The sequence below is a fragment of the Streptomyces thermocarboxydovorans genome (assembly GCF_039524635.1).
Classification (GTDB): Bacteria; Actinomycetota; Actinomycetes; order Streptomycetales; family Streptomycetaceae; genus Streptomyces; species Streptomyces thermocarboxydovorans.
Window position 1 is genome coordinate 1 of record NZ_BAAAGU010000101.1, and the last position, 12487, is coordinate 12487.

Here is a 12487-nt window from a genome sequence, read left to right on the forward strand (position 1 = left end):
CCCATGGCGGCCGCCGCCGTCTCCGCGGCCCCGGGCGCCCTGCGCAGCAGTCCGGGCGCGCCGAGCGCGAGGACGGCGGAGGCCGCCCGTCCCGGCCGTACGTCCACGAGGTTGACGAAGTGGGCGGCGCCCGCGATCACCACCCCGGCGAGCAACCCGTCGAGCGGCCGCCGTTTCAGCGCCATTCCGGCGGCGAGGCCCGCCGCCGAGATGCCGAACAGCTTCACCGCGCCGCTGGTCACCTCGCCGTCGCGCAGCGCCCCGAGATGCGCCCGGAAGCCGCGCCGGGGATCCCCGGCCCCGGCGATGTCGTCGACGGCGCCGCACAGCCCGGCGACGGCGACGGCCGCTCCGGCAGCTCGGCTCACCCGGCCTGCTCCGGCGGCGGCCGCGAGCGCCGCGGCCGCCCCGGCGGTCAACTCCACGGTCCGCCCGGCGTGGTTGGTCCGCTGCCACCACGCCCGCCCTCCGGGCCCCGTGGCGCCGATCGCCGTCTGTGCGGCGGCGGTGAGGGCTGCGGCGCGGGCGAAGGAGGCGGCTCTGCACGGGCGTTGGGCGGTCACGCCCGCCAGGCTACGGAGCACCGGCCGGCCGGGCTGCGGAGCACCGACTCATCGGACTGCGGAGCACCGGCCCGCCAGGCTGCGGAGCACCGACCCATCGGACTGCGGAGCACCGGCCCGCCGGCTCACGGACCGCCGGTCAGAGATCCGCGCGGGCCGTCGCCAGCAGTTCCTCGGCGTGGGCGCGGGCCGTCGCGGAGTCCTCCTGGCCGGCCAGCATCCGAGACAACTCCCGGATCCGCTCCTCGCCTTCGAGCACCTTCACCCCGGAGCGGGTGACCGACCCGTCGTCGGTCTTCTCCACCAGCAGCTGCCGGTCGGCGAACGCCGCCACCTGCGGCAGATGCGTGACCACCACGACCTGCGCGGTCTTCGCCAGCCGCGCCAGACGCCGCCCGATCTCCACGGCCGCCTTGCCGCCGACGCCCGCGTCGACCTCGTCGAAGAGATACGTCGGCACCGGGTCGGTGCCGGCGAAGACCACCTCCACCGCGAGCATCACCCGGGACAGCTCACCGCCGGAGGCGCCCTTGGCGATCGGCCGGGCCGGGGCTCCCGGGTGCGGGGCGAGCAGCAGCTCCACCTCGTCCACGCCGGACGGGCCGTAGGCCACGGTGCGTCCGTTCACCTCGACGCCGTCCGGGTCCTCGGTCTGCCGGATGTCGAACGACACGCGGGCGTGCGGCATGGCGAGCGAGGCCAGCTCCTCGGTCACGGCCGCCGCGAACCGCTCGGCCGCCTCGGCCCGCGCCTGCGACAGCGTCTGCGCCAGACCGCCGAGTTCGGCGCGCAGCGCGTCCCGCTCGGCCGTCAGCTCCTCGATCCGCTCGTCGTCGCCGTCCAGTTCGGTCAGCCGTGCGGCGCTCTGCTCGGCCCAGGCCAGCACGGCGGCGATGTCCTCGCCGTACTTGCGGGTCAGCCCGGTGAGCGCGGCGCGCCGCTCCTCGACCGCGGCGAGCCGCAGCGGGTCGGCGTCCAGGTCGTCGGCGTACCCGGCCAGCTCACCGGCCACGTCGCGCAGCAGAATGCCGATCTCGCCGATCCGGTCGGTGAGCGCGGCCAGCGCCGGGTCGTGCGCCCGGACGGCCTCCAGGGCCCGCTGGGCGCCCGCGACGAGCGTCCCCGCGTCCACGCCCTCGGGGTCCTCCGGATTGCCCGCGAGGGCGGCGTGCGCGGCCGCCGCGGCCGACGCCAGCGCCTCGGCGTGCCCCAGCCGCTCGGCCTCCTCCGCCAGCTCCACGTCCTCGCCGGCGCGCGGTTCGACGGCGGCGATCTCCTCCAGCCCGAAGCGCAGCATGTCCGCCTCCTGGGCCCGCTCGCGCGCACGGGTGGTGATCTCCTCCAGCTCCGCGGAGACGGCCCGCAGCCGCTTGTACGCCTCGGTGTACTTGGCGAGCGGCACGGCGACCGCGTCACCGGCGTACCGGTCGAGCGCCTGCCGCTGCCGGGAGAGCTTCAGCAGCCCCTGCTGGTCGGTCTGCCCGTGCACGGCGACGAGTTCGTCGGCGAGTTCGGACAGCAGCCCCACCGGCACGCTGCGCCCGCCCAGATGGGCCCGGGAGCGTCCCTCGGCGGAAACGGTACGGCTGATCAGCAGGGCCCCGTCGTCGAGCTCGGCCCCGGCCTCCTGGGCCCGGACGACCGCCGGGGCGTCCTCGGGCACGGAGATCCGCCCCTCGACGACGGCGTTGCGCGCCCCGATCCGTACCAGGCCCGCGTCCGCGCGTCCGCCCAGCAGCAGGCCGAGGCTGGTGACCACCATGGTCTTGCCCGCGCCCGTCTCACCAGTGACGGCGGTGAAGCCGGGCGACAGCTCGACCACAGCGTCGTCGATCACTCCGAGCGACCGTATCCGCATCTCCTCCAACACGGGAAAGACCATACGAGGTCCGGCAGGAGAAGTGCGACCGCCCCACCTTTGTCACCCAGGGGAGTGGCCCGGCCCCGCAGGGGCACCGGATCCCGGGCGCCCGGCGGGCCAGGACACCGGCCCGGTGCGACTCCGGCCTGGGAGGCAACGGCCTGGTGCGGCACCGTCCTAGTGCGGGGCCCCGCGCCATCCGGAGACCGGCAGCGCGAACTTCGCCACCAGACGGTCGGTGAACGAGGCGTGGTGCAGCCGCGCCAGCCGCACCGGCACCGCTCCCCGGCGCACCTCCACCCGGGCCCCGGCCGGCAGCTCCACCGTGCGCCGCCCGTCGCACCACAGCACCCCGGGCGGGACGTGCGGCAGCACCTCCACGGCCAGCACCGAGTCGGGCGAGGTCACCAGCGGCTTGGCGAACAGCGCGTGCGCCGAGATGGGCACCATCAGGAGGGCCTCCACCTCGGGCCACACCACCGGGCCGCCCGCGGAGAACGCGTAGGCGGTGGAGCCGGTGGGCGTGGCGCAGACGATGCCGTCGCACCCGAACCCGGTGACCGGCCGCCCGTCGATCTCCAGCACGACCTCCAGCATCCGCTCCGCGGACACCTTCTGCACGGCCGCCTCGTTCAGCGCCCAGTCGGTGTGCACGATGTCGCCGTTGCGGTGCACCACCACGTCGATGGTCATCCGCTCCTCGACCTCGTAGGCCCGGTTCACCACCCGGTCCACGACCTTGTCGAGGTCGTCCCGCTCGGCCTCCGCCAGGAACCCCACCCGGCCGAGGTTGACGCCGAGCATCGGCACCCCGGAGGCCCGCGCGAACTCCGCGCCGCGCAGCAGCGTGCCGTCACCGCCGAGGACGATCAGCAGCTCGCAGTCGTCGAGGCACTGCGGGGTGGCCTCCTTGACCGTCTCCACCTCGTCCGGCAGTGGCAGGTCCTGCGCCTCGGCCTCCAGCACCCGCACCCCGAGCCCGGAGCGCAGCAGCCCCTTGACCACGAGCTCGGCGCTGCGGATGGCCGCGGGCCGCCCCGTGTGGGCCAGCAGGAAAACAGTTCGAGCTCGGTTCTGTGTCAACGCGGCCCCTCCGCCACAGCACGGTCAACATCGGCCGGGTCCAGTTCCGGAGCCCCGGCCCGCAGCCACAGGAAATATTCGACATTGCCGGAAGGTCCGGGCAGCGGGCTGGCGGTGACTCCCTTCACGCCGAGCCCCAGCTCCCACGCCTTCTCGGCCACACCCTTCACGGCCTCGGCCCGCAGCTGCGGGCTGCGCACCACGCCTCCGCTGCCGAGGCGCTCCTTGCCCACCTCGAACTGCGGCTTGACCATCATCACCAGATCGGCGTCCGGGTTCACGCACCGCTTCAGGGCGGGCAGCACCAGCCCGAGCGGGATGAAGGACAGATCCCCCACGACAAGGTCCACAGGCTCCCCATCGATCGCATCGAGCGTCAACTCCCGTACGTTCGTACGGTCCTTGACGGTGACGCGTTCATCGCTCCGCAGAGACCACGCAAGTTGTCCGTATCCGACGTCCACGGCGACCACGTGCGCGGCGCCCGCGCGCAGCAGCACGTCGGTGAAGCCGCCGGTGGACGCCCCGGCGTCCAGGGCCCGCCGCCCCTTGACGACGAGCCCCTGCGGCACGAACACCTCGAGGGCGCCGGCGAGCTTGTGGCCGCCGCGCGAGACGTAGTCCGGGTCGTTCTCGTCCTGGGCGACGACGATCGCGGCGGCGGTCTCGACCTGCGTGGCGGGCTTGGTCGCGACGGCCTTGCCGACGGTGACCCGCCCGGCGGCGATCAGCTGGCTGGCGTGCTCGCGCGAGCGCGCGAGCTTCCGGCGGACCAGCTCCGCGTCGAGACGGCGGCGTGCGACTCCTGCCACGTTCGGTTCAGCTCCCCTGTCGGTGGTTCGTCGGAATGGCCGGGCGGCCCACGGGCCCCGGGTGCGGGGCGCCGGCCGGGTGCGCGGCGGGCGGCACCGGTCCCGGGCGGGTGTCGAGGGCGGTGAGCGCGTCGCGCAGCCCCCGGTGCACATCCTCGTACACCTCGAGGTGACCGTCCGTGGTGAGGTGGTCGGCGTCGGCCAGCCGTTGCAGGTGGGCGTCCACCTCGGCGTTGCCGGTGGGGGTACGGGGCACGCCGAGGGGCGCGGGACCGGCGGGCTCGTGCCGTGGCTCCGCCGCGGGCTCGTGCCGGGGTTCCGCCGCGGGCTCCTCGTGCTCCTCGTGCTCCTCGGGCGCTGCCGGGCCGTCGGGCGCCACGGGGTCCGCGGGCGCCGTCTGGCTGTCGGGACGTGCGTCGTTCATGCCCCGACGCTACCCCGAACGCCTGGGGTACCGTCGTGCGCGATGGCCACGATCGAGGAGTGCCGTGCCGCACTGGACAAGCTTTCGGACAGCATGCAGCGCGCCGAGGGCGACGTGCGCGCCGCCGCGGCGATGGACCGCTCGGTCAGCTGCCACATCACCGACCTGGACGTGACCTTCGCCGGCCGGCTCACCGGCGGCCGTATCGAGGTGCGCGACACGTACTCCGGCCCGCCCCGTGAGAAGGCGCAGATCCGGCTGGCGATGACGGGCGACGACCTGGTGGCGCTGGTCGACGGCGAGCTGCACTTCGCCCGCGCCTGGGCCTTGGGACGGGTGCGGCTGGAGGCGGGGCTGCGGGACCTGCTGCGACTGAGAAAGCTGCTCTGAGCCGGCGGCTTTACGCCCCGCCAGGTCATGCTCTGAGCCGGCGGCTTTACGCCCCGCCAGGTCATGCTCTGAGCCGGCGGCTTTACGCCCCGCCAGGTCAGGAGGCCGCCGCGGCGGCCCGCGCCTTGCGGGCGGCCGGCACGATCAGCGGGGTGCCGGTCTCCGGGTCGTCGATGACCTGGCAGCGCAGCCCGAAGACCTCCTGCACCAGCTCGGCGGTGACGATGTCCTTCGGGGCGCCCTCCGCGACGACCCTGCCCTCGCGCAGCGCGATCAGATGAGTGGCGTAGCGGGCGGCGTGGTTGAGGTCGTGCAGCACCGCGACCAGGGTGCGGCCCTGCTCCTCGTGGAGTTCCGCGCACAGGTCGAGGACGTCGATCTGGTGCTGGATGTCGAGGTAGGTGGTCGGCTCGTCGAGCAGCAGCAGCGGCGTCTGCTGGGCAAGGGCCATGGCGATCCACACCCGCTGCCGCTGGCCGCCGGAGAGTTCGTCGACATAGCGGTCGGCCAGCTCGGCGACCCCGGTCTGTGCCATGGACTCCTGCACCACCCGCTCGTCCTCGGCCGACCACTGGCGCAGGATGCCCTGGTGCGGGTAGCGGCCGCGGGCCACCAGGTCGGCGACGGTGATCCCGTCGGGCGCGATGGACGACTGGGGCAGCAGGCCGAGGGTGCGGGCGACCCTCTTGGCCGGCATCGACTGGATGAGCTGCCCGTCGAGCAGGACCCGCCCGTGGCTGGGCTTGAGCATCCTCGACAGCGCGCGCAGCAGCGTCGACTTGCCGCAGGCATTGGGACCGACGATGACGGTGAAGGAGTTGTCCGGTATCTCCACCGACAGCTGCTCGGCGATGACCCGCTGGTCGTAGGCGAGGGTGACGTTCTCGGCGGACAGGCGGTTCACGGTGCTCCTTGTGTTCTTCGGTCCGTTCAGTCCGCTGGGGGCGGGCGTGCGGGCGCTCATATCCGGCCCGCCCTGCGCTCGGCGACCAGCAGCCACAGCAGATAGGCGCCGCCGAGCACCCCGGTGACCACGCCCACGGGCAGCTGGCCGGCGCCGAAGACGCGCTGGGAGACGAAGTCGGCGGTGACCAGCAGGGCGGCGCCCATGCTCAGCGAGGCCAGCAGGTTGGGGCCGGGCGAGCGGGTCAGGCGCCGGGCCAGCTGCGGCGCGGTCAGCGCGACGAAGCTGACCGGTCCGGCGGCGGCCGTCGCGGACGCGGTGAGCAGCACGGCCGAGATCATCAGCAGCATCCGCACCCGCTCCACCCGCACCCCGAGCGCGTAGGAGACGTCGTCGCCCATCTCCATCATCCTGAGGCCACGGGAGTTGGCGAGCACCAGCGGCACCAGGACGGCGCACAGCGCGAGCAGCGGCCACACCTGGTTCCAGTCCCGGCCGTCGAGGGACCCGGTCATCCACACCACCGCCTGGGCGGCGTCGATGATGTCGGACTTGGTGAGCAGATAGCCGTTGACCGCGGTGACGATCGCGGAGACGCCGATGCCGACCAGCACCAGCCGGTATCCGTGCACGCCCCGCTTCCAGGCCAGCAGGTAGATGGCGGCTCCGGTCACCAGTCCGCCGACGAGGGCGCCGAGAGTGATCTGCTCGCTGCTCGCCGAGAACAGCACGATCATGGTGAGCGCACCGGCGGTCGCGCCCTGGCTGAGGCCGAGGACGTCCGGGCTGCCCAGCGGATTGCGGGAGATGGCCTGGAACAGCGCACCGCCGAGCCCCAGCGAGGCCCCGACCAGCAGCCCCACCAGCACCCGGGGCAGCCGCAGTTCGTTGACGATGAACTCCTGCCCGGCGTCGCCCTGCCCGGCCAGGGTCCGCAGCACGTCGCCGGCCCCGATCGGGAAGTCGCCGGTGCCGATCAGCAGCACGCTCGCGGTGAGCGCGGCGAGCACCAGCAGGACCACGGCCGTGAGGGCGCGCACGTCCAGCCGGACCGAGAGCCCGCCGGGGGTGCGTATCGCGCGGTTGCTCTTCACAGCTGGGCCGTCCTCCGCCGTCGTACGAGAAGAATGAAGACCGGGCCGCCGATGATCGCGGTGACGATGCCGACCTGGAGCTCCGCTGGCCGGGCCACGATCCGGCCGATGACATCGGCCCCGAGCAGCAGCACCGGCGACAGGACCGCCGCATACGGCAGGATCCAGCGCTGGTCGGGCCCGGTGAAGGAGCGCACCACGTGCGGCACCATCAGACCGACGAAGATGATCGGCCCGCAGGCGGCGGTGGCGGCCCCGCACAGCACGGTCGCGGTCAGCATCGACAGCGCCCGGGTGCGGTTGAGGTTGGCGCCGAGGGCCTTGGCGGTGTCGTCGCCCATGGCCATGGCGTTCAGCGGCCGTGCCAGCAGCAGGGCAAGCGCTGAGCCGGCCAGCAGGAACGGAAGCACCTGCACGATGGTCGAGGTGTCGCCCGCGGCGAGCGAACCGACCGTCCAGAAGCGCATCTTCCCGAGCGCGGCGTCGTCCAGAATCATGATCGCCTGGAGGTAGCCGTAGAGCGCCGCGCTGATGGCGGTTCCGGCGAGCGCCAGCCGCACCGGGGTCGCGGCCCGGCTTCCGCCGAGGAACCACACCAGCGCGCCGACCGCCGCCGCCCCGCAGAACGCGAACCACACATAGCCCGACAGGGATGTGACGCCGAAGAAGGTGATCGCGGTGACGACGGCAGCGGAGGCGCCCGCGTTGATGCCGAGCAGTCCGGGGTCGGCCAGCGGATTGCGGGTCAGCGCCTGGAGCACCGCGCCCGCGAGCCCGAGCGCGGCGCCGACGAGCAGCCCCAGCAGGGTTCGTGACAACCGGTCGGCCACGACGGTGTCGCCGTAGGTGCCCGAGTCCTCGAACAGCCCGTGCCAGACCTGCCCCAGGGACAGGTCTTTCGCCCCGATGGCGATGCTCGCCCCGGCGACGCACACCAGCAGCACGACGGAGAGCAGCAGCCCGAAGGCACGTACCGCTCGCCGTCTGGGAAGCACGGAGGCTGTCTCCGCGCGCTGTTCAACGGGACTCTCGACCAACACGCAGTTAGGTTAGCCTACCCTGCCGACCTTTCCCGAGACACCGGTCACGCCGGACCCCGGGCGACCCGCCCCGGGCGGCTCACAGTCCCAGCCGGGCCAGCGCCTTGTCCGCGTCCAGCGTGCACACGCCGTCACCGGCCGCCGTCCACGCCGCCGCGCACAGCGCCCGCAGCCCGTCCATGGCGGCACCCTCCCCCGCCAGCTCCAGCGACCCGGCGGCCGCCGTCGCCGTCCAGCCGCCGCACCGGAAGCCGTCGCCCTCCTCCACGACGTCCGGCTGCACGGTGAGCAGCCCGCGCAGATCGGCGTCGACGTACGTCGGCCGGTGCTGCGGCGGCGCGGCGAGCAGCCGCGCGCCGTCCGTCACCCCGGTCAGCACCAGCAGCGAGTCGACGCCGCCGTTGAACGCCCCCTCGATGTCCGTGTCCAGCCGGTCCCCGACCACCAGCGGCCGCTTCGCCCCGGTCCGCAGAATGGTCTCCTTGTGCATCGGGGGCAGGGGCTTGCCCGCCACCTGCGGCTCGGCACCGGTGGCGATCCGCACCACCTCCACCGCCGCCCCGTTGCCCGGCGCGATGCCCCGGCCGCTGGGGATGGTCAGGTCCGTGTTGGACGCGAACCACGGCACCCCGCGCGCCACGGCGTAGCTCGCCTCCGCGAACCGCCCCCACGTCAGCTCCGGCCCGCCGTACCCCTGGACGACCGCCGCCGGGTCGTCGTCGGCCGACTCCACCGGCACCAGCCCGCGCTCGCGCAGCGCCACCCGCAGCCCCTCGCCGCCGATCACCAGCACCCGGGAACCCGGCGGCACCTGCTCGCTGATCAGCCGCGCCACCGCCTGCGCCGAGGTGATCACGTCCTCGGCGCCCGTCGGTATCCCCAGCTCCGTCAGATGCGCCGCCACCGCGTCCGGCGTCCGCAGCGCGTTGTTCGTCACGTACGCCAGATGCATCCCCCGTTCACGGGCCACGGCGAGCGACTCGACGGCATGCGCGATCGCGCTGCCCCCCGCGTACACCACCCCGTCCAGATCGAGCAGCGCCGTGTCGTACGCCTCGCTCAGGGCACGCCCACTGCCCTCGGGCCTGGTCCTGACGCCGCTCACACTCATCCGCCTCGCTCCTCGTCCGTCCGCTTCACCACGATCATCCCCCATCCCGCTGACAGCCCGCGCACCCGTACGATGCCGGGATGAACACTGCAGGTCACTCGGAAGCACAGGCGCACCGAGGTCTGGAACTCACCCCGTTCCGTGGCCTTCGCTACGACCCCGACCGGGTCGGCAGCCTGGCCGCCGTGACGTCGCCGCCGTACGACGTCGTCGTCCGTCCCGACGGTCTGCACCACCTCCAGTCCGCCGACCCGCACAACATCGTCCGGCTGATCCTGCCGGAGGCGGACACGCCCGAGGCCCGTAACGCCCAGGCCGCCGCCACGCTGCGCCGCTGGCGCGCCGAGGGCATCCTCATCCCCGACCCCGAGCCCGGTCTGTACGTCTACGAGCAGAGCGACGACGAGGGCATGCTGCAGCGCGGCATCATCGGCACCCTGCGCGTCACGGACCCCGAGGAGCAGCTGGTCCTGCCGCACGAGGACGTGATGCCGCACATCGTCGCCGACCGCGCGGCCCTGATGCGCGCCACCTCCGCCAACCTCGAACCCCTGCTGCTCACCTACCGCGGCGACGAGTCGGCGCCCCTGACGGCCGCCCGCATCGAGCATGCGGCGGGCCGGCCCCCGCTGCTCGCCACCACCACCGAGGACGGCGTCCACCACCGCCTGTGGTCCCTCACCGACCCGGCCGACGTGGACGCCATCGCCAAGGAGCTCGCCGGCCACCAGGCCCTCATCGCCGACGGCCACCACCGCTGGGCCACCTATTTCCGCCTCCGCAAGGAGCACGGCTCCCCCAGCCCCTGGGATCACGGCCTCGTCCTGCTCGTCGACACCGCCCGCTACCCGCTGCGGGTCCGCGCCATCCACCGCCTGCTGCACCGGCTGCCCGTGGCGGACGCGCTGGCCGCCCTGCCCGGCCTGTTCCGGGTCCGCCGCGTGGACGCGGCACTGCCGGACGCCCTGGCAGTGCTGGCCGAGGCGGCGGACGAGGGCAACGCCTTCCTGCTGGCCGGCGACGGTACCTTCCACCTCGTCGACCGCCCGGACCCGGACCTGCTGGCCCGCACGGTCCCGGCCGACCGCCCGGAGGCCTGGCGCACCCTGGACGCCACCGTCCTGCACGCCACGCTCCTCGAGCACGTCTGGCGCGTCCCCGACGACTCCCCCGCGCACATCGCCTACATCCACGACACGGCCGCCACGGTCGAGAAGGCGGAGCGCGACGGGGGTACGGCGGTCCTGATGCACCCGGTCCGCGAGGAGGTCGTCCGCGACCTGGCCCGCCAGGGCGTCACCATGCCCCGCAAGTCCACGTCCTTCGGCCCCAAACCGGCGTCGGGGCTCGTCCTGCGTGCCCTGGACCTCTGAGCCCGCAGCCGGCAGCCTGCCGCCTGCCTCCGGACCTCCGGGACGGCAAAGGGGCGGGTCCGTCACCGGGACCCGCCCCTTCGTCTCACTGCTTCATCTCACCGTCCGGACCTCAGTCCTTGCCGGTGTCGCCGTCCTCCGGAAGGTCCTCGGCCTCGTCCTCCTGCGACTCGTCGAGGGCGTCCATGAACGCCACACCGTCCAGCTCGGCCAGCCGGTCGGAGGCGTCGGTGCTGCCGTCCCGGTCGGCCTCCACGGCCTTCGCGAACCACTCCCGCGCCTCGTCGGTACGCCCGGCGGCGAGCAGCGCGTCGGCGTACGCGTACCGCAGCCGCGCCGTCCACGGCTGCACCGAGTTCGACGCCAGCTCGGAGCTCTGCAGGGTGACGATCGCCGCGTCCAGCTGCCCCATGTCACGCCGGGCGCCCGCCGCGACCAGCCGCATCTCGACCTGACCGGCCTTGTCCAGCTTCTGCACCTCGGGCGCACCGGCCATGTCCAGCGCCTTCTCCGGCCGGCCGAGCCCGCGCTCGCAGTCGGCCATCAGCGGCCACAGCTCCGCAGTCCCCGTCATCCGCCGCGCGGCCCGGAACTCGGCGAGCGCCTCGCCGTACTTCTGATTGGCGTACGCGGCGAACCCGGCGGCCTCCCGTACGGCGGCGACCCGCGAGGCCAGGCGCAGGGCCACCCTGGAGTAGCCGTAGGCGCGCTCGGGGTCCTCGTCGATGAGCCGGGCGACCATCACCAGGTTCTTGGCGACGTCCTCGGCGAGCGTCTTGGGCAGGCTCTGCAGCTCCTGCCGCACGTCCTTGTCGATCTCCTCGCCGGTGACGTCCTCGGGGATCGGCAGCCGCTTGATGGGCTCGCGGTCCCGGTCCCGCTCTTCACGGAAGCGCCCGCCGCCCTGCCGCTCGGCCCGGCCACGGTAGCCACCGGGACGGCCGCCCCGGTCGTCCCGGCGCGGCCCGCGCCCGCGGTCGTCCCGCCCGCGGAAGCCACCGCGCTCCCGGTTGCCCTCACGGCCGCGGAAGCCGCCACGGTCGTCGTCCCGGCCACGGAACCCACCACGCTCGCCGCGCTCGCCGCGCTCGCCGCCTCGGCGGCCGGAGCCCTCACGCCGGTCGTCCCGCCCGCGGAACCCGCCGCGGTCACCGCGGTCGCGGTCGCCGCGCTCGCCACCCCGGTAGTCGTCCCGGCGGAACCCGCCGCGCTCGCCACGGTCCCGGCGGTCGTCCCGCCGGTCATCGCGGTCCCGGCGGTCGTCCCGCCGGTCATCGCGATCGCGGCGCTCGTCCCGTCGGTCGTCACGTCGGTCGTCACGGCCTCGGTAACCGCCGCGCTCGCCGCTGCGGCTGTCGTCCCGGCGGAATCCGCCGCGGTCACCGCGCTCGCCGCGCTGGTCGTCGCGGCCCCGGTAACTGCCGCGTTCTCCGCCACGGTTGTCGTCACGGCCACGGAACCCGCCACGCTCCGGCCGGCCACCGTTCCGGTCGTCGCGCCGGAAACCACCGCGCTCACCACGGTCACGGTCGCCGTCCCTGCGGAATCCGCGATCACGGTCATCGTTGCGTCGGGGGCCTCCGCGCCGGGCGCCGCCCCGTTCACCACTGTCCCGTCGCCGCTGGTCGCGCTCCGGTCGGTCGTCGGGAGAGTTGGTGGACATCGGTGACTCCTGTCTTCGGTACCGCAAGCATAAAGAGAAAAGGACCCCTGATCCCAGCTGTACGCTGGCGACCAGGGGTCCTTCCAAAGATTGTTCGGCGGCGTCCTACTCTCCCACAGGGTCCCCCCTGCAGTACCATCGGCGCTGTAAGGCTTAGCTTCCGGGTTCG

Annotated in this window: 12 protein-coding genes and 1 rRNA gene; 2 read left to right on the top strand and 11 right to left on the bottom strand. The window is 73.9% G+C overall.

What is annotated here, in order from left to right; translation table 11 throughout:
- From ABD198_RS29305 to ABD198_RS29325, 5 genes are all read right to left on the bottom strand, one after another.
- The coding region (locus ABD198_RS29305; protein ID WP_344007537.1) for a hypothetical protein at positions 1 to 563 on the bottom strand (563 nt) is incomplete at its 3' end.
- A gap of 139 nt (positions 564 to 702) precedes the next feature.
- The gene (gene recN, locus ABD198_RS29310; protein WP_344007539.1) at positions 703 to 2445 is read right to left on the bottom strand and encodes a DNA repair protein RecN; all 1743 of its coding nucleotides are present in this window, start codon (positions 2443 to 2445) and stop codon (positions 703 to 705) included.
- Between the two features lie 156 nt (positions 2446 to 2601).
- Positions 2602 to 3507 (bottom strand): NAD kinase, encoded by a 906-nt coding sequence (locus tag ABD198_RS29315; protein WP_167997412.1) that lies wholly within the window; start codon positions 3505 to 3507, stop codon positions 2602 to 2604.
- Positions 3504 to 4319, bottom strand: coding sequence for a TlyA family RNA methyltransferase (locus ABD198_RS29320; protein ID WP_344007543.1), 816 nt, complete (start codon positions 4317 to 4319; stop codon positions 3504 to 3506). The genes ABD198_RS29315 and ABD198_RS29320 overlap by 4 nt, the downstream gene beginning before the upstream one ends.
- Before the next feature lie 7 nt (positions 4320 to 4326).
- Positions 4327 to 4743, bottom strand: coding sequence for a hypothetical protein (locus ABD198_RS29325; RefSeq protein WP_344007545.1), 417 nt, complete (start codon positions 4741 to 4743; stop codon positions 4327 to 4329).
- A gap of 42 nt (positions 4744 to 4785) precedes the next feature.
- Here ABD198_RS29325 and ABD198_RS29330 point away from each other — a divergent pair, with 42 nt between their 5' ends.
- Positions 4786 to 5133, top strand: a complete 348-nt coding sequence (locus ABD198_RS29330; protein WP_344007547.1) for a sterol-binding protein — start codon at positions 4786 to 4788, stop codon at positions 5131 to 5133.
- Between the two features lie 97 nt (positions 5134 to 5230).
- Here the strand turns inward: ABD198_RS29330 and ABD198_RS29335 are convergent, their stop codons facing one another.
- The 4 genes from ABD198_RS29335 to ABD198_RS29350 form a co-directional block, all read right to left on the bottom strand.
- Entirely contained in the window at positions 5231 to 6097 is an 867-nt protein-coding gene (locus ABD198_RS29335) for an ABC transporter ATP-binding protein (RefSeq protein ID WP_344007548.1), read from the bottom strand.
- Entirely contained in the window at positions 6094 to 7131 is a 1038-nt protein-coding gene (locus ABD198_RS29340) for a FecCD family ABC transporter permease (RefSeq protein WP_344007549.1), read from the bottom strand. The genes ABD198_RS29335 and ABD198_RS29340 overlap by 4 nt, the downstream gene beginning before the upstream one ends.
- Positions 7128 to 8171, bottom strand: a complete 1044-nt coding sequence (locus ABD198_RS29345; RefSeq protein ID WP_344007550.1) for a FecCD family ABC transporter permease — start codon at positions 8169 to 8171, stop codon at positions 7128 to 7130. The genes ABD198_RS29340 and ABD198_RS29345 overlap by 4 nt, the downstream gene beginning before the upstream one ends.
- Before the next feature lie 79 nt (positions 8172 to 8250).
- Complete coding sequence (locus tag ABD198_RS29350) at positions 8251 to 9282, bottom strand: HAD-IIA family hydrolase (RefSeq protein WP_344007552.1); 1032 nt, start codon at positions 9280 to 9282, stop codon at positions 8251 to 8253.
- 80 nt (positions 9283 to 9362) lie between these two features.
- Here ABD198_RS29350 and ABD198_RS29355 point away from each other — a divergent pair, with 80 nt between their 5' ends.
- Entirely contained in the window at positions 9363 to 10655 is a 1293-nt protein-coding gene (locus ABD198_RS29355) for a DUF1015 domain-containing protein (protein WP_344007554.1), read from the top strand.
- A 112-nt stretch (positions 10656 to 10767) separates the two neighbouring features.
- Here ABD198_RS29355 and ABD198_RS29360 read toward each other — a convergent pair whose 3' ends face one another.
- Together ABD198_RS29360 and rrf are read right to left on the bottom strand one after the other, a co-directional pair.
- Positions 10768 to 11460, bottom strand: coding sequence for a tetratricopeptide repeat protein (locus tag ABD198_RS29360; RefSeq protein ID WP_344007556.1), 693 nt, complete (start codon positions 11458 to 11460; stop codon positions 10768 to 10770).
- A 950-nt stretch (positions 11461 to 12410) separates the two neighbouring features.
- A 5S ribosomal RNA gene (rrf, locus tag ABD198_RS29365) occupies positions 12411 to 12487 on the bottom strand; the annotation flags it as partial.